Origin of the sequence: Nitrosococcus oceani ATCC 19707 (genome assembly GCF_000012805.1) — a bacterium.
GTDB classification, from domain to species: Bacteria; Pseudomonadota; Gammaproteobacteria; order Nitrosococcales; family Nitrosococcaceae; genus Nitrosococcus; species Nitrosococcus oceani.
Genome location: NC_007484.1, coordinates 2,712,407 through 2,734,855, shown reverse-complemented (window position 1 = coordinate 2,734,855; position 22,449 = coordinate 2,712,407). Strand labels below are relative to the sequence as shown.

Sequence of the window (22,449 nt, the reverse complement as noted above, 5' to 3'; positions counted from 1 at the left end):
CCATGGGAAGCAGCAAAGCTTCTAACTTAATGGGTTCTCCTGGGGTGTATAAGCTTTAATGCTCAGGGCGTGAATATCCTGACCTATGCCTTCCTGGACCGCACTGTAGACCATGCGGTGGCGCTCTAATAAAGACTTTCCGTTAAAAGCTTCCGCTACAATGGTGACCTGGTAGTGGCCGCCGCCGCCATGGCCCTTATGGCCAGCATGGCGGGCGCTTTCATCTTCAACGGCTATATACTGGGGGGAAAGAGCTGCCTTTAAATGAGTTTGAATAAATACGATCCGTTCCTCTGGAGTCACGGCAGCACCTGTTTGAAGGGTTTGACGGTGACCTGGGCATAGACTCCCGCTTCTACATAAGGATCAGCTTCGGCCCATTGTTGGGCTGCTTCCAGGGAGGAAAATTCCGCCACGATGAGACTGCCGGTAAAGCCTGCTTCTCCAGGGTCCTGAGTATCCAGAGCGGGAAAAGGACCTGCTAGTACCAGGTGGCCATTTTCTTGGAGTTTCCGGATTCGCGCCAAGTGCTCGGAGCGGACCTGGCGGCGGCGTTCCAGGCTATGGTCAATATCTTGACCAATAATTGCATAGAGCATGATTAGTCCTCGGAGGGGTTGAGGTATCGGGTCAGGTAAAAAGCCTGGCCAACGACGAATAACAAAGTTAATCCTAGCATACCAAACAGTTTGAAGTTTACCCAGACAGCTTCTGTAAAGGCGTAGGCGACATAGAGATTAGCCAGACCCGAAACAAGAAAAAATATTATCCAGGCTCCATTAAGACGATTCCAGATGGAGGTTGGTAAGGTGATTGCCGTGCTCATCATCCGTTGCACCAAGGGCTTGCGGGTAAATAGCTGGCTAGCAAGAAAGGCAAGACCGAAAAGCCAATTGACCACGGTGGGTTTCCACTTGATGAAGGTGGGGTCCCGAAACATGAGGGTGGCTCCTCCCAATACGACTACTAGGCCCAGCGTGACCAGATGCATGGACTCAAAACGATGGTGCTTAAAAAAATAAAGGCCGACTTGGAGAACAGAGGCCAGGATAGCTATCGCCGTGGCAAAAAGAATGGCATTTTCCGGTGCGCCGGGAATTAATACCAAAAAGGGAATGCGATCAAGTCCCGCTACAATGTCTGGAGGTAGTTGGTCGTAGAGTTGATAAGCGGCAAAAAATAAAATAATGGGAAAAAGGTCAAAAAACAGTTTCATAAGATTTATCCTGTAAACGCATAAAATATCTTACTGACTTTGCCGTATAAGGTACACTGTATCAAATGACAACAGTAATTTATGATTTACACACCCATTCAACGGTTTCCGATGGAACCTTGAAGCCAGCAGAACTCGTACGACGGGCTGCCGACCAAGGAGTGAATGTCCTGGCCTTGACCGATCATGATTGCACCGCTGGCTTGACTGAAGCCAGTGCGGTCGCTGAGAGCCTAGCTTTGAATCTGATCCCCGGAGTGGAGATTTCGGTAACCTGGGGAGGGCGTACGGTACATATTCTAGGATTGGGAATTAACCAGGAGGAGCCAGGATTGCAAGCTGGTCTTCAAAAGCTACGAGCCTACCGGGATGAGCGGGCCCGTGAAATTGCCCATGGTTTGCAAAAAGCGGGCATTGAGGGAGCGTTAGAGGGAGCTTCCTGCTATGCCCAGGGTAGCATCCTCAGCCGTACCCATTTTGCCCGTTTTTTGGTGGCAAAGGGATACGCCAAAAATACCCAGGCAGTTTTTAAACGCTATTTAGTCCAGGGCAAGCCCGGTCATGTTTCAGGCTGTTGGACAACCTTGGAGCAGGCTGTAACCTGGATTAGGCAGGCGGGTGGATGTGCCGTCGTTGCACACCCGGCACGCTACCATTTGACCCGTAGTAAATTAGTGCGGTTGCTCAGGGAATTTAAGGCATGCGGGGGCGTTGCGATGGAAGTGGTATCAGGTAGCCAGCCGCCAGAGGCAACGGCGCTTTTATTGGGTCTTGCTAGGGAAATGGAATTGCTCGGGTCTTGTGGCTCCGACTACCATGGGCCTGGGCAAACCTGGAGCGAACTGGGGAGAATTCCTCCTTTGCCTGGGAGCTGCAAGCCGGTATGGAGTTTATGGCAATGATTGTGAGGTTTCATTTTTATGAGTCAGTATTTTCGTATCCATCCTGCTAATCCCCAGCAGCGCCTCCTTAACCAAGCAGTTAATTTCCTCCAGCAAGAAGGACTCATTGTCTATCCTACTGATTCTGGCTATGCGTTGGGATGCCGAGTGGGAAATAAGGCGGCAGCGGATCGTATCCGCCAGCTCCGAGGTCTCGGCAATCGCCATGAATTTAGTTTGGTGAGCCGCGACCTTTCGGAACTTTCCCTCTACGCCAAAGTAGGCAATAGCGCCTTTCGGTTATTAAAGGCCCTCACGCCAGGCGCTTATACTTTTATTTTTAAGGCGACACGGGAAGTGCCGCGGCGTTTGCAAGACCCCAAGCGGCGCACGATTGGAATTCGGGTTCCTGATAATACAGTCACTCAAGCATTGCTGGCTACCCTGGGTGAACCCTTGATAAGCTCCACCTTGCTTTTACCAGGAGAAGATATTCCCCTCACCGATCCAGAAGAGATTCGAGATCGGATTGGTAGCCAAGTAGATCTTATTATCGATGGTGGTTATTGTGGCTTCGAGCCGACCACTGTCGTTGATTTGGTCGAAGACATGCCAAAAGTTATCCGCGAGGGCAAGGGCGATACTACGATTTTTAAGGCTGAATCTTAATCCTAAGGCCAGGGGCGGGATTTAAAAACTAATAAGGTGCTTGAGTAAAGTAATGGTGGCTATGCTGGCTGAGATTGGGCTATGGCTTTTTTTCATTTTAGCGGTTGTTGCAGCAGGCTGGGGATGGAGCCGGGGTCTTCGTGCTTGTGAGGCGGCTAATGAGGTCGACTGGGGCGGACGGTGGCTGAATCGACTGGATGGTTTGAATCGTCTTTATTGCCGCCGCTTTCATCATCTTAGCTCTGATTTGTTGCCCTTACCCCTACAAGGGGGAATCTTGGTGGCGGCTAACCATGTTTCCGGGTTAGATCCGCTGCTTTTGGTGGCAGCGAGTCCCCGGCCCTTAAGGTTTTTAATTGCCCGCGAGCAGTATCAGCGATTTGGGCTCAGAAAATTGTGCCGCGCCATGGGGTGTATCCCCGTTGATCGCAGCGGTCGGCCAGAAAAAGCCCTTCGGCAGGCTTTGCTTGCTCTGCGCGCAGGGGAAGCCGTGGTTATTTTCCCCCAGGGAGGAATTCATCTGGATACGGACCCGCCTCGCCCTCTCAAAAAAGGGGTAGCTTGGCTTGCTGTCCGTTCTAATGCACCCATCTGTGGACTGCATATTGAAGGGGTGAAAGGAGAAGGTCGAATTCTGGGAGCGGTGCTACTTCGAAGCCGCGTCTTCCTCCGTTATAGTTCCCCTATATCCTGTCTCTCCTTATCGCAAGAGGAGTGTTTAGCGTTGGTTGCCCAAACTATACAAGGCCAGAGGGAGGAAACTTCTTAGGCGGCGGATGGGGTTTAATTTACAGGCGCAGCCCCCATCTTTAGTTCTTAGAATGAGAGATTAGATGCCAGAGGGTTTGTCTAATGCGACAGGATAAATTAACGACTAAATTTCAGGAAGCCCTGGCCGACGCCCAAAGTGTGGCAGTAGGCCAGGATCATCAGTTTTTAGAACCGCTCCATGTGATATTCGCCCTGCTAGAGCAGCAAGGGAGTAGTGTTCCTCCGCTGCTAATGCAGGCCGGGGTGAATGTCCATAATCTCCATACCCAGCTTAGGGAGGCCCTGAAACAGCTTCCCCAAGTGCAGGGGACTCCTGGAGAGATCCATCTTTCCCAGGATTTGGCCCGCTTGCTTAATGTGACCGATAAGTTGGCCCAGCAGCGCCAGGATCAATATATTTCTAGTGAATTATTTGTGCTTGCCGCGGTAGAAGATAAAGGTCAAGTAGGCGAGCTGCTGCGTAAAAATGGCGCAACCAAGGTCGGTATAGAGGCAGCTATCCAGGCAATTCGTGGCGGCCAACAAGTGAATGAACCTGGCGCTGAGGATCAACGTCAAGCTTTGGAACGCTATACCATTGATCTTACGGAGCGGGCAGAACAGGGCAAACTAGACCCCGTCATTGGCCGTGACGATGAGATTCGCCGCACTATTCAGGTGTTGCAACGCCGGACTAAAAATAACCCTGTGCTAATTGGTGAGCCAGGGGTGGGTAAAACTGCGATTGCTGAAGGGTTGGCCCAGCGTATTATTAATAGCGAAGTACCGGAAGGGCTTAAAAACAGGCGCCTGCTTGCTTTGGACATGGGGGCGCTGATTGCTGGGGCCAAGTTCCGGGGCGAATTCGAAGAGCGCCTCAAGGCTGTGCTCAAGGATATTAGTAAGGCTGAAGGAAATATTATCTTATTTATTGATGAACTCCATACGGTGGTGGGAGCAGGCAAAGCGGAAGGAGCCATGGATGCGAGCAATATGCTCAAACCCGCCTTAGCCCGGGGCGAACTTCATTGTATTGGGGCGACGACCCTGGATGAATACCGCCGATACATCGAAAAAGATGCAGCTTTGGAGCGGCGTTTCCAAAAAGTGCTAGTTGATGAGCCCAATGTGGAGGATACGATCGCTATTCTGCGGGGACTAAGTGAACGCTACGAGGTTCATCATGGAGTAGAAATTACTGATCCCGCCATTGTGGCGGCGGCGACTTTATCCCACCGTTACATTACGGATCGTAAGCTGCCAGATAAGGCCATTGATCTTATTGACGAGTCCGCCAGCCGTATCCGGATGGAAATCGACTCCAAACCAGAGCCCATGGACCGATTGGAGAGGCGGTTGATTCAATTGAAAATTGAACGGGAAGCCCTCCGTAGGGAGACTGACGAGGCTTCCAGGAGGCGCCTGGAAACCTTGGAAACCGAGCTGAACCAGTTGGAGAAGGAATATGCGGATTTGGAGGAAATCTGGAAAGCGGAGAAAGCCACTTTAAGTGGCGCCCAAGGGATCAAGGAGCAGCTGGAGCAGGCCCGATTGGATTTGGAATCTGCCCATCGTGCTGGGGATCTAGGCCGGATGTCGGAGTTGCAATATGGCCGCATCCCAGAGCTGCAAAAGCAGCTGGATGCCGCCACGGCGGTGGAGCAGCAGGATTTTAAATTGTTGCGCAATAAAGTCTCGGAAGAGGAAATTGCGGAGGTTGTTTCCAAATGGACAGGGATTCCGGTGTCCAAAATGCTGGAAGGCGAGCGGGAGAAATTATTACAAATGGAAGCGGCGCTTCACCAGCGCGTGGTGGGTCAAGATGAAGCCGTTGCCGTAGTGAGCAACGCAATTCGCCGCTCCCGGGCTGGGCTTGCCGATCCCAACCGGCCCAATGGTTCCTTTCTCTTTTTAGGGCCTACGGGGGTAGGTAAAACCGAGCTTTGTAAGGCTCTGGCGGCATTCCTGTTCGATACGGAGGAGGCCATGGTCCGTATTGATATGTCTGAGTTTATGGAGCGGCACTCCGTAGCCCGTTTGATTGGCGCTCCACCGGGTTATGTGGGCTTTGAGGAAGGAGGGTATCTGACCGAGGCGGTACGCCGCAAGCCCTATTCGGTAATTTTGCTCGATGAGGTAGAAAAGGCCCATCCGGATGTATTTAATATCTTACTCCAGGTCTTGGACGATGGGCGGCTAACGGATGGTCATGGCCGCACGGTGGACTTTCGCAATACCGTGGTGGTCATGACCTCTAATCTCGGCTCCCATGTTATCCAGGAAATGGCCGGGGAAGATCGTTATCAGGAAATGAAGAGTGCAGTGATGGAAATTGTGGGACAGCATTTCCGGCCGGAATTTATTAACCGGGTTGATGATGTGGTGGTCTTTCATCCCTTACAAAAAGCGCAGCTTCAGGCCATTGCCCAAATCCAGATCGGTTATCTCCAGCAGCGGCTGGCGCAGCGGGAGATGGTGTTAACGATTCCCGAAGAAGCATTGAGCAAACTGGCGGAGGCGGGGTTCGATCCAGTTTATGGGGCCAGACCCCTGAAGCGGGCGATCCAGCAACGGATCGAAAATCCCTTAGCCCAGGAGATTCTCGCTGGCAAGTTTGAGCCTGGGGATTCCATTGAGGTGGGGGTTGATGGCGATCAATTTATTTTTAAGAGAGAGGCAAGGGCAGTATCCGTGGCCTAACCTAATTCTGCACCAGGGGAAGAGGGACTGAGGGAGTTCGGTGAAGCCTGGAAGTTTGACGCCAGCATTTTTGCCGGCGTCAAACTTCGTCTCCAGAATAGCAGACCCCCTTTAAATGGGGAGTACGCTCTTTCCTACTCGCAGCCTCTAAACTTCAGCTGTTTAGCTGCGTTTCTTCTAACTGCGGTAGTTGCTGCTCTGCTTGTCGTTGAGCACTGGTGTAATCGACTTTGCCGCTGGCCAGGAGGGGAATTTTTTCTACCACTAAAATCCGGCGCGGCACGTTGAGTTCGCTGAGTCCCTCTGCCTTTGCCTGGAGCAGTAGAGGGCGGCGTTCAGCTCCTCTTTGCTCGGTTAACAGTATCAGCATTTCTCCCTTTTTAGCGTCTGGTAGGGAAATGGCAGCATGGCATACGTCTGGCCAGACGGTGGCGGCCAGCATTTCTACCGTGGTAAGGGAAACCATCTCACCCGCAATTTTGGCAAAACGCTTAGCGCGCCCACGGATGGTCAAATAACCCTCTTCGTCGATACTGACAATATCCCCGGTATCGTACCAGCCTTTGCCACGGGGAGTTTGGGGCGGTTGTAACTGCCCTGGGGCCTGATGTAATAAATAGCCGAGCATGACATTGGGGCCATACACTTCCAAGCGCCCTCCCTGGTGAATGCCCGCTACTGGCTCAATATGGTATTGAATTCCAGGCACTAGTTTCCCCACCGTGCCTGAGCGGTGATCAACGGGAGTATTAACAGCTAATACTGGGCTGGTCTCCGTAACGCCGTAGCCTTCAAAAATGCGTACCCCGAATTTCTCGGCCCATAGCCGGCGCGTGGGTTCCTGCAATTTTTCCGCTCCTGCAAATACGTAGCGTATGCTATAAAAGTCGTAAGGATGGGCATGTTGGCCATAGCCGGCGAGGAAGGTATTGGTGCCAAATAAGATAGTAGCGTCGGTCTGGTAGGCGGCTTCGGGAATCGCTCGGTAGTGAAGTGGCGAGGGATATAAAAATAAACGGGTGCCGCCAAGGAGAGGCAAGAGGGTTCCCGCCGTTAACCCAAAGGCGTGGAAGACAGGCAGGGCATTAAAAACCAGGTCTTCTCTCGTAAAATCGATCCGACTTGCGATTTGTTGAATATTGGCCAGAAGGTTGATGTGGGAAAGCACCACACCCTTGGGCATTCCTTCAGAGCCCGAGGTAAATAAAATCACGGCCGGATCATCGGGGGCCGTTTGGGGCACTGTGCGGTGGTAGGTAGCACGGGCGAAATGGGCGCGCACGGTAGCTTGCAGAAATTTCCAAGGGCCGATGTGCTGACGTAAGTCTTCTAAGTAAATTAACTGAACCTTAGAAGTTAGGGCTTTTTCTATAGACTGTAATTCAGCAGCTTCGATAAAGCGCCGTGAAGTATAGACAGTCCGGATACCACTTGCCTCAAGGGCCGCCGAAAGGCCGCTAACGCCACTGGTGAAGTTCAACATGGCAGGTATTCGCCCTTGGCTGTGCAAGGCAAAAAAGAGTATCGCGGTGTTTAAAGTATTAGGCAGCAGTATGCCGACATATTCGCCTGGCTGGGTGTCCCGCGTAAGCACGGCGCCTAACAGAAAAGCCCGTCGTATTAGCTGATTGTAGCGTATCGGCTGGCGCTCTAGGTCCTGTGCAATTCGAAATTTTCCGCCATGGACTTGGCGGGCCGCCAGCAAGGCATCAAAAATAGTCTGGCGGTAATGACCATTTGAGAGCTTTATCTTTGCCATGGCCTCAAATAGCCGGGCTTCTGCCTGCTTGCGCCGTTCCCGGCTGGAAAGTTGGGGTGGTAAGGTAAAGTCCTGGGGTGGCAGCAGAGTAATAGTAATGGAAGGGAACCACTTGCGGCGGCCGGGCATGCGGGAAAAGGGTGTGTCTTCAGCACCTTCGATCCGTATTGGCAGTACCGTTGCTCCGGCTTTACAGGCAGCCCACCCTAGACCGGGGTAAATTTTCATCATCGAACCCGTCATGCTCATCCGTCCTTCAGGAAAAAGAATGACCTTATGGTGTTTTTTGAGGCGTTTGAGTAACTCTTTTGGAGCCGTGGGATCAGCGAGATCTAAAGGAAAAGTAGGTAGCAGTTTGAGCCAGGGGCGTAGCCAGCGACTGCGGGCAAGCTGAGGGGGGACGGCAAAGACCGAGTCCTGGGGGAGAAACATTGCCAGGAGCAATGGATCGAGAAAGGAGACATGGTTGGCGGCTAATAATACTCGGGGGCCAGCCTCTTGATAATGCTCTAAGCCGTTGATTTGGACTCGGTAAAATTTTTTGAGCAAATATCGGAGTAAAGCAGCCATATATTTGGCTCGCTGACTACTTTTCTTTTCGGATGGTGTTATATGCTGTTCCATGGCGTTCAAGAATTGGAGAGGCACCTTTGTAACCGGGCAGTGTTTAAGGGGGCAACAAAAAATGCTCGGACCGGAGGAGCGTTATAATGGTAACGGGAATAGCTTATTTAAGACCTTTAAAGCGGCAATACAATGGTTTTAATAGGAAAATAGGGAATCCTCTTTAAAAATATATGAAAAACTTCGCTGGATAATGATGACTGTATACTTAACGCTTAAATATATCCACCTCACGAGTGTAGTTACCACTTTGGTGTTATTTGTTGGGCGTGGCTTATGGATGCTTTCTTCTTCCCATTATTTACAACGACGCTGGGTGCGCCTTGTCCCCCCTATTGTAGACACGGTGTTATTAGCAAGCGCCATTGGTTTGACGCTTGTGCTCCACCAATACCCCTTCGTTAATGACTGGCTTACAGCGAAAATTCTTGCACTGATCGGGTATATTGTTTTTGGCAGTATTGCCCTGAAGTATGGCCGGACCCGGTCTGTCCGGATTGGCGCGGGATGTATCGCTATGATTTTATTTACTTATATGGTTTGGGTTGCCCGTAGCAAGACTCCTTTCCCCTGGCTTTTGTAGGCCGTTATTCCCTGCCATATGATCCTGTAGCTAGACAAAACCTTCATCAATCTAATTGCCGCAAGCGGCGGTTATTTGCCGGCGTATGCTTGCATATAGGAGCGTTAATTTTGAATATGTAGTTGATTTAAAATAATTTATTATTAATGGCATAGGTGTTGCATGCTCTTAAAGCAATCAAGCTCGTTAAGCGATTGGAGTACACTATGTCTATTTCCTTTGATTCGGCATTGGGAATTTATCCCCAAGCTGTGACTCTCGGATCCCGGCGCGCCGAGGTATTGGCGGCTAATCTTGCTAATGGAGATACTCCTGGCTATAAAGCTCGGGATATTGATTTTAAGGCGGCTTTGCAACAAGCGCAGGGACAGGGATTGCCGCTCCAGGCAACCCATGCTGGGCACGTATCCCATTCCTTAGGACAGTTCCCCGGTGGCGAAGCGCTTTACCGCATCCCCCAGCAGGCTTCCCTTGATGGTAACACGGTGGATAGCCAAGTGGAGCACAGCGAATTCATGCAGAATGCGCTCCAATATCAAGCCAGCCTCCATTTTCTAAGCGGCAAATTTAAAGGGCTATTATCGGCCCTGAGGGGAGAATAGGCAATGTCGTTGTTTAAAGTCTTTGATATTGCGGGGACCGCCATGAGCGCTCAAACCCTGCGACTCAATACCACTGCCAGCAATCTGGCTAATGCTGATAGTGTAAGCAGCAGCATTGATCAGACTTATCGGGCCCGCCAGCCGGTATTCGCAACTTTGCTGGACAAGTTTAACCCGGAAGCACCTGCGGGCGGAGTTCAAGTATTAGGCGTGGTGGAGAGTGGCGCGCCGCTGCAGCAAGAATATGCTCCGGATCATCCCATGGCCAATGAAGCTGGTTATATTTTCCACCCTAACGTCAATTCTATTGAGGAAATGGCCAATATGATTTCCGCTTCCCGCAATTATGAGAACAACGTGGAAATGGCCAATACATCTAAACAATTGCTTCTGCGTACCCTGCAATTGGGCGAATAGTTTACAAGGAAAACAGCATAATGGTGACTGCGACCCCTTCCAGTTCAGAGATTTATAAAGATTTAGGTTTAGTCCGCCCGCCGGATAAAAAAGCACAAAACACTGAGCTGGGGCTGGAGCAATTTTTGAAATTGATGACGGCCCAACTTAGTAATCAGGACCCTTTTGAGCCTATGGATAATAGTACCTTTCTTAGTCAGGTAGCCCAGTTTGGAACGGTAAAAGGCATCCAGGATTTGCAAGCTTCTTTTCAAGAAGTCAGTGGCTCCCTGCAATCCAACCAGGCGCTACAGGCATCGGGATTGGTGGGCCGCTCGGTGCTGGTGCCCTCAGCGGAAAGTTCCCTGGAAGCGGGTGGTTCAATTCGGGGGGCGGTAGAACTCCCTTCAGGTGTGGCCAGTCCACAACTGAAAATCTTTGATCAAGCAGGGCAGTTGGTCAGAACCGTGGATTTGGGGGCTGACCAAACGGGAACGGTGCAGTTTACTTGGGATGGGTTCAAGGAAGATGGTACTCCCGCAACCCCGGGACGTTATCAGTTTAAGGTGGAAGGAGTAACTGAGGGAGGCGCGCAAGGCTTTCCGACTTTTGCAGCGGTCCGAGTGGACAGCGTGGTTATCGGAGAAGGCAGCGAGGGATTGACCCTCAATTTAGCCGGGCAGGGCTCGGTACCTTTTAGTCAGATTAAACAAATTTTATAGAGTCTTGGTCAAGGAGAAATTTTATGGCGTTTAATACTTCGCTTAGTGGTCTGAATGCCGCATCGTCTGATTTGGATATAACCGCTAACAATATTGCTAACGCGAGTACCACAGGTTTTAAGCGGTCCCGGGGTGAGTTCGCGGATATCTTTGCCGTTTCGTCTTTTGGTCGCTCCCAGACAGCGGTGGGTAGCGGGGTTTTGCTCAATAAAACGGCCCAGCAGTTTGAGCAGGGTAACTTGGATTTTACTCAAAACTCTCTGGATCTGGCTATCAGCGGCCGGGGACTTTTTGCCTTGTCGCCCAGTTTAAATAGCGATGATCTAGTTTATTCCCGGGCAGGCGCCTTTAGTGTCGATAAGGAAGGTTATGTAGTGAATAGTTCGGGCCAATACTTGCGGACTTTTCCCACTAATGCAAATGGCACCGCCACCGCTGCTAGTTTGAGTAATTCCCATCCATTGCGACTTCCTACCTCGGCAGGCACCCCCCAGGCAACTTCCCAAGTCAGTATTGGGGCCAATTTACCTTCCGATGCCGCTGCCCTTGACCCGGCCAGTTTGGATCTTTTAGATGCCAGTACCTATACTGCCTCTACTTCAGAAACGGTTTATGATTCCTTAGGCAATAGTCATATCTCGACTTTATATTTCCTCAAGGATACCAATGGTATTAACCAATGGGCCGTTTATCATTCCCTGGATGGTACCCTCGCTAATATCAATGGAGGAACCGCTGGTGCCGGTGGGATCCAGTATGGAACCCTCAACTTTGACGCAACGGGTATTCTTACCGGGTCAGTTCCGGATCCTCTGATAACCGATCCCCTCGCCCTCAATAATGGGGCGAACGATATAGCTATGAGGTTGGATTTTGCGGCTAATAATACGACTCAAGTTGCTTCGCCATTTAATGTGGCGGTCCTAAACCAGGACGGTTTTACGTCGGGTCGTCTTACCGGCCTGGATATCAGCAATACAGGCATTATTCAGGCTAATTATAGCAACGGGCAAAATTCCACGCTAGGTAAGATTGCCTTGGCTCAGTTTCCTAATGAGCAGGGCTTGCGCCAATTGGGAAACAATGCTTGGGCAGAAACAGTAAGTTCGGGGACCGCCTTGGCGGGAGAGGCGGGGGTCGGTAGCTTTGGTTTGATCCAAACGGGAGCCCTGGAAAGCTCCAACGTGGATCTCACTGCGGAGTTGGTGCATTTGATTACCGCGCAGCGTAATTTTCAGGCCAATGCAAAGGCTATCGAAACAGCTAGCACTGTTACTGATACGATTATCAATATTCGTTAAAGGCTAAGCACAGGCGGTTAACAAAGATGGATCGAATGCTTTATGTTGCAATGACGGGCGCCCAACAAATTATGCGGGCTACCGCTGCCAATAACCATAATTTGGCTAATCTCAATACCACAGGATTTCAAGCCGATTTATCTCAGTTTAGAAGCATGCCTGTGTTTGGCGAAGGCCATCCTACTCGGGTTTATGCCATGGCCGAGCGGCCAGGCGTGGATTTTACGCCGGGACCGCTCCAAAGCACCGGACGTGAGCTGGATGTAGTCGTGCAGGGGGAAGGGTGGCTTGCAGTGCAATCTCCGACAGGAGGGGAAGCCTATACCCGGGCCGGCAATCTTAAAATTACTAGCAACGGGATACTGACTACCGGGGCGGGTCACCCGGTTCTGGGGGAAGGAGGAATAATAGCGATTCCACCAGCGCAAAAAATAGAAATTGGTGCCGATGGCACCCTCTCTATTCGCCCCCTAGGTCAAGCGGCTAATACTTTGGCTGTGCTTGATCGCATTAAACTAGTCAATCCCCCCCTAGACCAGTTGCAAAAAGGCGAGGATGGTCTCATCACTATGATAAATGGTGAGAAAGCCCCAGCGGATGCCCTGGTCTCGTTGGTTTCAGGAAAGCTGGAATCCAGTAATGTCAGTGGAGTGGATGCCCTGGTGGAGATGATTGCTCTCGCCCGCCAGTATGAAATGCAAACTAAAATGATGAAAACTGCTGAGGATCTGGATACTGCTTCGGCGCAAATGCTGCGGATGGGTTAAGTCAGGACAGGTACTAAGGAGAAACAAGCAATGAATCAAGCTTTATGGATTGCCAAGACGGGCCTGGATGCGCAGCAGACAAGGATGGCGACTATTTCCAATAATCTCGCCAATGTCAATACTACCGGCTTCAAGCGTGATCGGGCAGTATTTGAGGATCTTCTTTATCAGACGGTGCGTCAGCCAGGCGCCCAATCCTCTCAGAATACGCTACTGCCTTCAGGGTTAATGTTGGGTACGGGCGTGCGCACTGTGGCGACCGAGAAACTTTTTACCCAAGGGGGATTGACCCAGACGGGGAATTCTTTGGATATGGCTATTCAGGGGCGAGGTTTTTTTCAGATTCTAATGCCTGATGGAAGTTTGGCGTACACTCGGGATGGCACTTTCCAGATAGACGCTAATGGCCAATTAGTCACCTCTAGCGGTTATCCTGTGCAGCCGGGGATCACGATTCCAGAGAGCGCGCTCTCCGTTACCGTTGGCTCTGATGGTATTGTTTCGGTATTGATGGCGGGAGATGGCACGCCTATCCAGGCGGGAAATCTCCAATTGGCTGATTTTATTAACCCAGCGGGGCTGCAACCTACCGGCAACAATTTATTCAAGGAAACCGCTTCCAGCGGAGTCGCTCAAACTGGGATACCGGGACTTAACGGTATTGGCACCCTAGTGCAAGGGGCCTTGGAAGGAGCTAATGTCAATGTGGTGGAAGAATTGGTCAATATGATTGAGACTCAGCGGGCCTATGAAATGAATTCTAAAGCTATTTCCAGCACGGATGAGATGCTCCGGTTTGCAACCCAAACTCTTTAAAACCATACCTCCAGGAGGCGCTAAAATCAGCGGTATTTCGGGTATGAATATAAAAAAAATCGTGCTTGGTATAGCAGGTTTTTTTATTACCGGTTGTGCTGCTCAACTACCTCCTCCGGACCCTAGCTTTGCGGCAACCCGGCCTGTGGCCACCCCACCGCCTCAGCCTAACAATGGAGCAATTTATCACGCCGGCTATGAGATCTCATTGTTTACTGATTATCGGGCACGGCAGATTGGTGATGTGATAACCGTTGTTCTGGAAGAGCGCACCGATGCGGAGAAAGGAAGCGATACAGCTATTGACAGGGACACCAGTTATTCTTTGACTAACCCTACCCTACTGGGCTCCGGTGTCCAATTCAATACCCCTAACTGGCTTCCTTTAGCGAGCAACCAGGATAATTCCTTGGAAATGGCGGTCAAGGCTAAAGGGGCGTTCTCCGGCGGTGGGGATAGCAGTCAAAATAACCGCCTAAACGGCCATATTACCGTCACCGTGGCTGAGGTTTTGCCTAATGGCAACCTCGTTATCCGGGGTGAGAAGGTGGTTACCATCAACCATGGAAATGAGTATATTAAAATTTCAGGCATCGTCAACCGTCGGGATATCAAGCCGGACAACACCGTGTCTTCCCTGAAGCTTGCCGATGCCCGCCTCGCCTATGTGGGCGATGGAGCCACCCATGAGGCCAACCGTATGGGTTGGCTGAGCCGGTTTTTCTTTAGCAGATTTATGCCCTTTTAAGGGGCTATTCTATTGCCAGAGCGCTCCTGACTCCGCCATGACTGATAGCAGGTTTATTCCTACAAAGCTTCATCCGCCTGGAGAATTCGCGGTCCTCGACGGAGGTATGACCTCGGTCTTGGGGTTTTTACCGCTCCTCGCGCTCTCGCTAGGGGGCGTTCATTCTCCATGGAGAATTTCAAAGAAAGGTAGACGGTAAATTGTGAAAATTATTCAGACCTTTTTCATCATCACCTTGCTGTGGTTAAGCCAGGGAGTTCAAGCTGAGCGGGTAAAGGACCTGGCGGCCATCGCTGGCGTTCGCAGCAACCAACTGGTGGGTTATGGGCTGGTGGTAGGGCTAAGTGGTACCGGCGATCAAGTGACCCAGATTTCCTATACACGCCAGAGTCTCAGGAATATGTTACGGGAATTTGGGATCATTATGCCACCAGGTGTTAACCTCCAGCCTAAAAACGTGGCGGCGGTTTCCATCCATGCCCAACTGCCTCCCTTTGCCAAACCGGGCCAGAGTATTGACATTACCGTTTCCTCGCTAGGTAATGCTAAAAGTTTGCGTGGGGGTAGCCTCCTGCTGACTCCCCTAAAAGGTGCCGATGGCCGGGTTTATGCCATGGCACAAGGCAATCTTATCGTGGGTGGTTTTGGCGCCGAGGGAAATGATGGCTCGCGGGTGACTGTTAATATTCCGAGTACTGGACGAATTCCTAACGGAGCCACGGTGGAGCGGGGGGTACCGAACCCATTTAACAATGGCGGTCCCATCATTCTTAATCTTCACGCTGCGGATTTTACTACGGCTAACCGGGTGGCCGCTGCCATCAATAGCGCGATAGGCGCTGGTACCGCTCGTCCCCTGGATGGAGCCTCGATCCAGGTGAATGCGCCTGCCGTGCCAGCCCAGCGGGTTAGCTTCGTTTCCCTGCTGGAAAATCTGGAGGTAGACCCGGGCGAAGCCCCAGCGAAGATAGTTATCAATTCCCGCACGGGGACCGTGGTGATCGGTCAGCATGTGCGGGTCCAGCCAGCAGCGGTCTCCCATGGTCGTCTTACTGTGACTATTACCGCGAATCCGGCAATCAGCCAGCCTCCACCCCTCTCTGGCGGGCAGACGGCGGTGGTTCCCCGTACGGATATCGATATACAAGAAGAAGGGAGTCGGATGTTTCTATTTGCCCCTGGCGTATCTCTTGGTGAGATTGTGCGTGCGGTCAATCAGGTCGGGGCCGCACCAGGGGATTTAGTAGCGATTCTGGAAGCACTCAAGCAAGTAGGCGCCTTAAGCGCGGAGCTAGTGGTATTGTAAAAATAACGGATAAAAAAATATTTAGTCCCTAATTGTATGGTTCAATCGTCTGCGCTTTTGCCCTTTTATGGCTATTCCAAGAATGGCTTTGCCGAGCTTCGTCAAACCGCCCGGCAAGACCCCACGGACCCGGACACCCTGCGCCGGGTTGGGACTCAGTTTGAGTCCTTTTTGATCCAGACCATGCTAAAGAGCATGCGGGAAGCGGGCCAGGGAGGTGGGGTGCTGGATAATAAGCAAGTCGATTTCTACCAGGGACTTTTTGATCAGCAAATTGCTTTTGAAATCGCCCGTCATGGGCGTTTGGGGCTGGCGGATAGAATTGCCGCCCAATTAGGCAATGGGACAGCCACTGAGAAGTTGCCTGTCACCACCCAGAATTTTGCGCCTCCCCGCCGTCAGATGGAACAGCCATCGTCCATCGATCCCAATGCGTTGCCGGCATTCTCCCGTTTTGAAAAAATAGAAAAACCATCCGCCGTTGAGGCTGAGGCGTTGCCGACGCTTCCCCATTTTGAAACAGCCGAGGATTTTGTCCGAATCCTTTGGCCCCATGCCCAGCGAGCTGCCCAATCTCTGGGATTGGATCCTCGACTGCTGCTGGCCCAGGCCGCATTGGAAACAGGTTGGGGCAAGCAAATTATCCGCACCGAGGCACAAGGAAGCAGCCATAACTTATTTAATATCAAAGCAGACAGCCGCTGGCAGGGTCCAGCAACCCAGATCAGCACCCTCGAATACCGGCAAGGGGTGGCGGTGCGGGAGCAGGCTCCTTTTCGGGCTTATGAGTCCTTTGACCAGAGTTTTAACGATTATGTTGCTTTTCTGCGGCAACAGCCCCGCTATCATCACGCCCTCACTCAAACCCATAGCGCGATAGACTTTATGCACTCCCTAGCCGAGGCGGGCTATGCTACCGATCCGGCCTATGCGGACAAAGTGCTGCGGGTTTTCAAGGGCGGGACTCTAAGTCAGGCTTTGGAGAAGTCAAGGATAGCGGTAGAAGACCGTTAATAGATAAAAGAAAACGGCGCAGAGTTAAGTTACGGGTAAGAGGAAGCTTATTATTTATGGCATCAAGCGATCTTTTAGGAATAGGTGCTTCCGGGCTTTTAGCCGCGCAGCGGGCCCTGGCCACAACTAGTCATAATATTGCCAATGTGAATACGCCGGGTTTTTCTCGGCAACGGACGGAACTGGCTGCCCGCTTGCCCGAGTTTACCGGGCAGGGATTTATCGGTACCGGGGTGGATGTCACCACAGTGCGCCGCGCCTACGATTCTTTTCTGACCGAGCAGGCGCGGTACTCCACTTCGGAGTATGCTCAATCCAAGGTTTTCCATGATCTAGCAGCCCAGGTAGATAATCTTTTTGCGGATTCTGACACGGGGCTCTCTGCTTCTTCGCAGCGATTTTTTAATGCCACGCAGGAGTTGGCAAACGATCCCTCCAGTTCGGCGGCACGCCAGGTGCTGCTTGCCGAGGGTGGGGCCTTTGCGGCCCGTGTTCATTCTCTCGGTGACCGGTTGGGTGAACTGGACGAGGATGTCAATACCCGGTTGCGCGATACTGTTGCGGAAGTGAATACGCTCTCTTCCTCCATTGCCGGGCTCAATCAGCAAATCCGCGACCTGCGTGGGCAAAATAATAACCAGCCGCCTAACGATTTACTGGATCAACGGGATCAGTTAATTCAAGATCTTTCCCAAAAAGCAGCGGTCACCGTGCTTCCCCAGGACGATGGCAGCCTCAACGTTTTTATTGGTAAAGGGCAATCCCTGGTAACAGGAGACCACAGCCATTCCCTAACCACTTTGGCCAACCCCTATGAGGCATCCCGCCTGGAAGTGGGTTATGCTGCCAAGGGCGGGGTTGCCCCCATTTCTGACTCTATTCAGGGCGGTGAATTAGGGGCTCTGTTGAGCTTCCGCGATGAAGTTTTGTCGTCTTCCCGCAATGCTTTGGGGCAACTAGCGGTGGGAGTCGCCCAATCCTTCAACGAGCAGCACCGCCTGGGGGTGGACCTTCAGGGAGAACTCGGTGGCGATTTTTTTGCTGCCATCGATTCCAATACGGCGGTTTCGTTGCCACGCGCTGATAATACTGGCGATGGCGTTATCGAAATCGCTATTAACGATGCCAGCAAGCTGACCGATAGCGATTATCGCTTGGACCGGAATGGGGCGGGGTTTACCCTGACCCGGCTGTCGGATAATCAAGCTTTCTCCTTAAGTACCTTTCCCGGCAGCGCGGAAACTGTCGATGGGCTGACCTTAAATTTAACCTCTGGCTCCATTAATGGGGGCGATAGCTATCTGATTCAGCCTACCCGGGCGGCGGCGCAACAGTTTGGGGTGATGCTTACCGATTCTGCCCGCATTGCCGCCGCAGGACCCATCCGTACCGAGGCAAACCTTGGCAACAGAGGCACGGGGCAAGTTTCAGCCGCTGCGGTAACCGCTACTGCCGGCCTTCCCTTGCCGTCTAATGGAGAGGTGACCTTGACCTATGACGCCGCAGCGCGGCAGTTCAATGTAAGCGGCGGTCCAGGAGGGACCCTGGATTTCGATCCGGCTACCGAAAGTAATGGCAAGGAATTTCATCTCCCCAGCGTGGGGGGACTGAATTTTACGGTTTCCGGAGTTCCCGCGGATGGGGATACCTTTATGCTCCAGAATAATACAGGGGGCGTTGGGGATAACCGTAACGCCCTCAGCCTTGCTGGATTACAAACCAAGCCTGTTTTTCAGGACGGTACAACGACCTACCAGGAGCAGTATGGTCGCTTGGTGGCGGATGTGGGCGCCCGCACCCGCCAAGCGGAAGCAAACCAGGATACCCATAAAACCTTACTTGATCAAGCTGTTGCAGCAAGAGAAGGGGTATCGGGAGTGAACCTGGAAGAGGAAGCGGCGAATTTAATCCGCTTCCAGCAGGCTTTTCAAGCCGCCGCCCGGGTGATCTCAACCGCCGATACCATGTTTCAGACTTTATTAGGCGCGGTAGGTAGATAATCCATGCGTATCTCCACTTCTTTATTTCAGCAACAAAGCATTGATGGGATGCTTCGCCAGCAAGCCCAGGTAAGTAAAACCCAGCAGCAAATAGCCAGTGGCGAGCGTATGCAAACGCCGGCCGATGATCCTATTGCGGCCGCCCGCTTGCTAGAAGTCCGTGAAGCTTCCGGGAGAACCGCCCAGTTTCAAACAAACGCTGACCGGGCGACAGCCCGTTTGTCCCAAGAGGAAAATGCCCTGGCGGGAGTTAATAATGTATTGCAGGGAGTGCGGGAGCTGGCGGTGCAGGCCAATAATGGCGCTCAAAACAATGAGAATCGGGCTATCATTGCCCAAGAGGTTCGGCAGCGCCTCAACGAACTGGTAGGGCTGGCGAATAGTCAAGATGCCAGTGGCGAATATCTTTTTGCTGGCGCTAAGGGTCGCTCCCAGCCTTTTATTCAAGAAGGGGGAAGCGTTTCTTATCAGGGGGATCAGGCCCAGCGTCTGATCTCTATTGGCCCTTCGGTGCAAGTGGCGGATAGTCACTCTGGCTCCGAGGTGTTTTTAGCCATCCGCGAGGGTAATGGCGTTTTTGCCACCGAAGCGAACCCTTCAAATACGGGTTCAGGAGTGATTGCGCCCGGTTCGGTCAATGGAGCTTTCATTCCTGACAATTATACCCTGCAATTTTCCCAGGCGACGCCTGATGATCCCCTTACCTACCAAGTGTTGGACTCCCAGAATACTGTTGTGGCTAATGGTGGTTTCGCTAGCGGGGAAGAGATTACTTTTGGCGGTGCCCAGGTAAGTATTACCGGCATTCCCGCGGATGGAGACAGTTTCACCCTCCATGCAAGTGCTCACCGGGATATGTTCACTATCGCCCAGCATTTTATTGAGGCTCTGGAGCGGCCAATAAATGATACGGCCAGCCAGGCTCGATTTCATAATGATATGAACAGGGCCCTCACCGATCTGGATCAAGCCATGGGCAAGATTTTGGAAGTCCGGACAGAGGTGGGTACTCGCCTTAATGCCGTCGATAGGGAACGCCAAGTAAATGAAGAGGCTAGCTTGCAATTGGCTAGGGAGCAATCTTCGCTTAATGATCTGGATTTGGCTGAAGCTATTGGGCGCTTGAACCAGCAGTTAACGGGACTTGAGGCCGCCCAGCGGACTTACGCCCGTTTGCAGGGATTATCCTTGTTTAATTTTCTATAAGCCTCTTCGTGCGCGGGGCACACGCTACTTAATGCCTTGCAGGGGCAGTTGAGTAGCGGGAAGCCAGCCGCCCCATTTTTCTTAAATTAATACCGTGCTTTCTGTCACAATTGTGGAACCGTCGACAGATTGACTCTTAAGCCCCGTTACCAACGGCAAATCCTTGCCGGTATCCACTAAAGTTCCTCCCCCCTTTGCCGATTCTTTTCTGTGAAAGCGATAAACACCTTAGCACAGGACGGAGGCTAGGTTAGGGCGAACCCCTAGCTCACGCCACAAGAACCAATCGTTGATGTCTAGGGAGTGAAGCGTGACTATCGCGCTTATTCGCTGGAAACAAATCTTGCCGGGAATAGCCCCGGGCAAAACATGAAAGGAAAGATATCATGGCTCAGACTATCAATACCAATATTGCCTCACTTAATGCCCAGCGGAATTTGAATAGCTCCCAAGGTGCGCTGCAGACTTCACTAGAACGTCTGTCCAGCGGTTTTCGGATTAACAACGCCAAGGATGATGCTGCCGGGCTGGCGATTACGGAGCGGATGACCTCCCAGATTCGTGGCCTTGCTCAGGCGACCCGTAATGCGAATGACGCTATTTCTGTGACCCAAACCGCTGAGGGGGGCTTGAAGGAGAGCAGCAATATCCTGCAACGGATGCGGGAGCTTGCCGTCCAGTCTGCTAATGATACCAACAGTGACTCGGATCGGGCCAATCTGCAAAAGGAGGTATCGCAACTACAGTCGGAACTCAACCGACTTGCGGATTCCACTACTTTTAATGGTAAAAATCTATTGGATGGTTCCTTTACGGGACAGAAATTCCAAATTGGCGCCAATGCTAACGAAAGCATTGGTTTTTCCATTAATAGCGCCCGCGCCACGACTCTTGGGGAGCAGCTAGGAAAGAGTATTACCAATGTAGGTGCGGGTCTAGCCGTAGCGGCGGATACCTCAGGCGGTAATACCGTAGCTGCCCAGAATATAACCGTCAATGGTTCCACGGGCTCTAAGATGGTAGCGCTTACAGGCAACGAGAGTGCCAAGGCGATAGCTGATTTGGTCAATGAACAATCCGGGAGTACCGGCGTGACGGCCTCCGCCCAGACTTCGGTGACCCTAGACAACGTGGCGGCCGATGGCACGGTCTCTTTTACCCTCCAGTCCAGCGGCGGCGGCTCGGCGGCGGCGATTTCCGCAGGGGTCACCACCACTGATCTGACCAATTTGGCCGATGCCGTCAATGCTCAAAGCGCCGAGACTGGCGTGACCGCCACGCTCAGCGAAAACCGGGACGCCATTACCCTGGAAAATGCCGAAGGCGAGGATATTTTGGTCTCGGATGCGGATAATACGGGGGTCGCGGCAGCCGCGGCGGCATTTGATACAGGGGGACAGAGTTTAATCAAAACCGATGGGGCCACCGGTACGGCAAATGATAGTATTGTGGTGGGTGGCCAAGTAAGCTTCCAGTCCGATAAAAGCTTTACCACAACCAGCGATACCGGCAATACGGTGGTGGGAGCGGGTGGCGTGACCTCCGCCTTATCTTCGGTGGCCCAAATCGATCTCTCCAGCCAGGACGGTTCCAACAGCGCCCTGTCCGTTATCGATAAAGCTCTGGGTTCAATCGCTACCCAGCGGGCAGATTTAGGTGCCCTGCAAAATCGTTTTGAGTCTACTATTTCTAATTTACAGAATGTTTCCGAGAATACTTCTGCTGCCCGTTCCCGCATCCGGGATGCGGATTTTGCTTCCGAGACGGCTGAAATGACCCGCAATCAGATTCTCCAGCAGGCAGGTACCGCTATGCTGGCACAGGCGAATTCCCTGCCTCAGGGGGTTTTGAGCTTGTTGAGATAGTAAGAAAAGAGGCCATTATCCTGTTCGGGGCTTTTCAGTCCCGAACAGGAGGTTTCCATTAGATTATAAGGAGACTGGTTGATGAGCCACCCTCTTTCTTCAGATTTCATGCCTACCCCCATTTCGGAGCGGCCTTCCTCGGCAACTGAGATCAAAGTTCATCCGGTGAGTAAGCCTCAATCACCGGCCGCAGACTCTCCCCAGCCTAAGACAGAAGAGCGGGAAAAGCGGGAAGAGGGGCCGCAGCAATTGGTGGAGGCCGTGCAAAATATCAATGATTTTATGCAAGCTGTGAGACGGGAGTTGCAATTCAGTATCGATGAAGCCACAGGCCGGACAGTGATCAAAGTGATAGATAGGGAAAATGGGGAAATGATTCGGCAAGTCCCTTCGGAAGAAGTCATGGCGCTGGCGCAGCGGATAGCGGAAGAGGGGAGAGAAGGAATTACCGATGGCACGCTTATTCAAGCCTTGGTTTGATAGCTTTCGGTGTTTCAAACGCTTCTATAAGATAATTCTTTCCA

General features: G+C 51.9%; 22 protein-coding genes. 18 read left to right on the top strand and 4 right to left on the bottom strand.

The genetic code is table 11. The features are described 5' to 3' along the window. Positions 1 to 21: 21 nt before the first annotated feature. From NOC_RS12750 to NOC_RS12740, 3 genes are read right to left on the bottom strand one after another with little or no spacing between them, the layout of a single operon-like run. A complete protein-coding gene (locus NOC_RS12750) occupies positions 22 to 303 on the bottom strand; it encodes a BolA family protein (protein WP_002809088.1) in 282 nt (93 codons plus the stop codon). Beyond that, complete coding sequence (locus tag NOC_RS12745) at positions 300 to 599, bottom strand: YciI family protein (protein ID WP_002808611.1); 300 nt, start codon at positions 597 to 599, stop codon at positions 300 to 302. The genes NOC_RS12750 and NOC_RS12745 overlap by 4 nt, the downstream gene beginning before the upstream one ends. A gap of 2 nt (positions 600 to 601) precedes the next feature. Next, positions 602 to 1,216: a septation protein A gene (locus NOC_RS12740; RefSeq protein ID WP_002811256.1), complete on the bottom strand. Its 615-nt coding sequence runs from the start codon at positions 1,214 to 1,216 to the stop codon at positions 602 to 604. 65 nt (positions 1,217 to 1,281) lie between these two features. Here NOC_RS12740 and NOC_RS12735 point away from each other — a divergent pair, with 65 nt between their 5' ends. The 4 genes from NOC_RS12735 to clpB all read left to right on the top strand — a co-directional run bounded on the left by NOC_RS12735 (position 1,282) and on the right by clpB (position 6,216). After that, positions 1,282 to 2,118, top strand: a complete 837-nt coding sequence (locus tag NOC_RS12735) for a PHP domain-containing protein (RefSeq protein ID WP_002810613.1) — start codon at positions 1,282 to 1,284, stop codon at positions 2,116 to 2,118. Between the two features lie 18 nt (positions 2,119 to 2,136). Next, positions 2,137 to 2,766, top strand: a complete 630-nt coding sequence (locus NOC_RS12730) for an L-threonylcarbamoyladenylate synthase (RefSeq protein WP_002808798.1) — start codon at positions 2,137 to 2,139, stop codon at positions 2,764 to 2,766. 61 nt (positions 2,767 to 2,827) lie between these two features. Continuing rightward, positions 2,828 to 3,535 (top strand): lysophospholipid acyltransferase family protein, encoded by a 708-nt coding sequence (locus NOC_RS12725; RefSeq protein ID WP_244859972.1) that lies wholly within the window; start codon positions 2,828 to 2,830, stop codon positions 3,533 to 3,535. Between the two features lie 83 nt (positions 3,536 to 3,618). Further along, complete coding sequence (gene clpB, locus NOC_RS12720) at positions 3,619 to 6,216, top strand: ATP-dependent chaperone ClpB (RefSeq protein WP_002809931.1); 2,598 nt, start codon at positions 3,619 to 3,621, stop codon at positions 6,214 to 6,216. Positions 6,217 to 6,370: 154 nt separating this feature from the next. Here clpB and NOC_RS12715 read toward each other — a convergent pair whose 3' ends face one another. Further along, a complete protein-coding gene (locus tag NOC_RS12715) occupies positions 6,371 to 8,545 on the bottom strand; it encodes an AMP-binding protein (RefSeq protein WP_244859971.1) in 2,175 nt (724 codons plus the stop codon). Positions 8,546 to 8,792: 247 nt separating this feature from the next. On the opposite strand from NOC_RS12715, the gene NOC_RS12710 reads away from it, so the two are divergent. The 14 genes from NOC_RS12710 (at position 8,793) to NOC_RS12645 (ending at position 22,405) form a co-directional block, all read left to right on the top strand. Beyond that, a complete protein-coding gene (locus NOC_RS12710; protein ID WP_011330947.1) occupies positions 8,793 to 9,182 on the top strand; it encodes a SirB2 family protein in 390 nt (129 codons plus the stop codon). Between the two features lie 206 nt (positions 9,183 to 9,388). Then, entirely contained in the window at positions 9,389 to 9,784 is a 396-nt protein-coding gene (gene flgB, locus NOC_RS12705; protein WP_011330946.1) for a flagellar basal body rod protein FlgB, read from the top strand. 3 nt (positions 9,785 to 9,787) lie between these two features. Further along, on the top strand, positions 9,788 to 10,201 hold the full coding sequence (gene flgC / locus NOC_RS12700) for a flagellar basal body rod protein FlgC (protein WP_002808693.1): 414 nt from the start codon (positions 9,788 to 9,790) through the stop codon (positions 10,199 to 10,201). Between the two features lie 20 nt (positions 10,202 to 10,221). After that, positions 10,222 to 10,902 (top strand): flagellar hook assembly protein FlgD, encoded by a 681-nt coding sequence (locus tag NOC_RS12695; RefSeq protein ID WP_002808864.1) that lies wholly within the window; start codon positions 10,222 to 10,224, stop codon positions 10,900 to 10,902. A gap of 23 nt (positions 10,903 to 10,925) precedes the next feature. Further along, entirely contained in the window at positions 10,926 to 12,203 is a 1,278-nt protein-coding gene (flgE, locus tag NOC_RS12690) for a flagellar hook protein FlgE (RefSeq protein WP_002808617.1), read from the top strand. A 26-nt stretch (positions 12,204 to 12,229) separates the two neighbouring features. Further along, positions 12,230 to 12,970, top strand: coding sequence for a flagellar basal-body rod protein FlgF (flgF, locus tag NOC_RS12685; protein ID WP_002811604.1), 741 nt, complete (start codon positions 12,230 to 12,232; stop codon positions 12,968 to 12,970). Positions 12,971 to 13,000: 30 nt separating this feature from the next. Next, positions 13,001 to 13,786, top strand: a complete 786-nt coding sequence (gene flgG / locus NOC_RS12680; protein WP_002810029.1) for a flagellar basal-body rod protein FlgG — start codon at positions 13,001 to 13,003, stop codon at positions 13,784 to 13,786. Positions 13,787 to 13,829: 43 nt separating this feature from the next. Beyond that, on the top strand, positions 13,830 to 14,534 hold the full coding sequence (gene flgH, locus NOC_RS12675; RefSeq protein ID WP_011330945.1) for a flagellar basal body L-ring protein FlgH: 705 nt from the start codon (positions 13,830 to 13,832) through the stop codon (positions 14,532 to 14,534). Between the two features lie 202 nt (positions 14,535 to 14,736). After that, positions 14,737 to 15,840, top strand: coding sequence for a flagellar basal body P-ring protein FlgI (locus NOC_RS12670; RefSeq protein WP_002808975.1), 1,104 nt, complete (start codon positions 14,737 to 14,739; stop codon positions 15,838 to 15,840). A 36-nt stretch (positions 15,841 to 15,876) separates the two neighbouring features. Further along, entirely contained in the window at positions 15,877 to 16,854 is a 978-nt protein-coding gene (gene flgJ / locus NOC_RS12665) for a flagellar assembly peptidoglycan hydrolase FlgJ (protein WP_002810844.1), read from the top strand. A gap of 56 nt (positions 16,855 to 16,910) precedes the next feature. After that, on the top strand, positions 16,911 to 18,854 hold the full coding sequence (gene flgK, locus NOC_RS12660) for a flagellar hook-associated protein FlgK (protein WP_002809454.1): 1,944 nt from the start codon (positions 16,911 to 16,913) through the stop codon (positions 18,852 to 18,854). Positions 18,855 to 18,857: 3 nt separating this feature from the next. Then, entirely contained in the window at positions 18,858 to 20,060 is a 1,203-nt protein-coding gene (gene flgL / locus NOC_RS12655; protein WP_002808686.1) for a flagellar hook-associated protein FlgL, read from the top strand. 386 nt (positions 20,061 to 20,446) lie between these two features. After that, positions 20,447 to 21,925 carry a flagellin gene (locus tag NOC_RS12650; RefSeq protein WP_011330944.1) on the top strand — a complete coding sequence of 493 codons (1,479 nt, stop codon included), beginning with the start codon at positions 20,447 to 20,449 and terminating at the stop codon, positions 21,923 to 21,925. An 81-nt stretch (positions 21,926 to 22,006) separates the two neighbouring features. After that, the gene (locus NOC_RS12645; RefSeq protein ID WP_011330943.1) at positions 22,007 to 22,405 is read left to right on the top strand and encodes a flagellar protein FlaG; all 399 of its coding nucleotides are present in this window, start codon (positions 22,007 to 22,009) and stop codon (positions 22,403 to 22,405) included. The last annotated feature ends 44 nt before the right edge of the window (positions 22,406 to 22,449 follow it).

Coding starts and splice junctions, on each gene's coding strand:
- flgE (WP_002808617.1), top strand. CDS start 10,926: ATGGCGTTTAATACTTCGCTTAGTGGTCTGAATGCCGCATCGTCTGAT.
- NOC_RS12695 (WP_002808864.1), top strand. CDS start 10,222: ATGGTGACTGCGACCCCTTCCAGTTCAGAGATTTATAAAGATTTAGGT.
- NOC_RS12645 (WP_011330943.1), top strand. CDS start 22,007: ATGAGCCACCCTCTTTCTTCAGATTTCATGCCTACCCCCATTTCGGAG.
- NOC_RS12710 (WP_011330947.1), top strand. CDS start 8,793: ATGATGACTGTATACTTAACGCTTAAATATATCCACCTCACGAGTGTA.
- NOC_RS12715 (WP_244859971.1), bottom strand. CDS start 8,545: ATGGCTGCTTTACTCCGATATTTGCTCAAAAAATTTTACCGAGTCCAA.
- flgB (WP_011330946.1), top strand. CDS start 9,389: ATGTCTATTTCCTTTGATTCGGCATTGGGAATTTATCCCCAAGCTGTG.
- NOC_RS12735 (WP_002810613.1), top strand. CDS start 1,282: ATGACAACAGTAATTTATGATTTACACACCCATTCAACGGTTTCCGAT.
- flgL (WP_002808686.1), top strand. CDS start 18,858: ATGCGTATCTCCACTTCTTTATTTCAGCAACAAAGCATTGATGGGATG.
- flgC (WP_002808693.1), top strand. CDS start 9,788: ATGTCGTTGTTTAAAGTCTTTGATATTGCGGGGACCGCCATGAGCGCT.
- NOC_RS12650 (WP_011330944.1), top strand. CDS start 20,447: ATGGCTCAGACTATCAATACCAATATTGCCTCACTTAATGCCCAGCGG.
- NOC_RS12740 (WP_002811256.1), bottom strand. CDS start 1,216: ATGAAACTGTTTTTTGACCTTTTTCCCATTATTTTATTTTTTGCCGCT.
- flgH (WP_011330945.1), top strand. CDS start 13,830: ATGAATATAAAAAAAATCGTGCTTGGTATAGCAGGTTTTTTTATTACC.
- NOC_RS12730 (WP_002808798.1), top strand. CDS start 2,137: ATGAGTCAGTATTTTCGTATCCATCCTGCTAATCCCCAGCAGCGCCTC.
- flgJ (WP_002810844.1), top strand. CDS start 15,877: ATGGTTCAATCGTCTGCGCTTTTGCCCTTTTATGGCTATTCCAAGAAT.
- NOC_RS12745 (WP_002808611.1), bottom strand. CDS start 599: ATGCTCTATGCAATTATTGGTCAAGATATTGACCATAGCCTGGAACGC.
- flgF (WP_002811604.1), top strand. CDS start 12,230: ATGGATCGAATGCTTTATGTTGCAATGACGGGCGCCCAACAAATTATG.
- NOC_RS12725 (WP_244859972.1), top strand. CDS start 2,828: ATGCTGGCTGAGATTGGGCTATGGCTTTTTTTCATTTTAGCGGTTGTT.
- clpB (WP_002809931.1), top strand. CDS start 3,619: ATGCGACAGGATAAATTAACGACTAAATTTCAGGAAGCCCTGGCCGAC.
- flgG (WP_002810029.1), top strand. CDS start 13,001: ATGAATCAAGCTTTATGGATTGCCAAGACGGGCCTGGATGCGCAGCAG.
- flgK (WP_002809454.1), top strand. CDS start 16,911: ATGGCATCAAGCGATCTTTTAGGAATAGGTGCTTCCGGGCTTTTAGCC.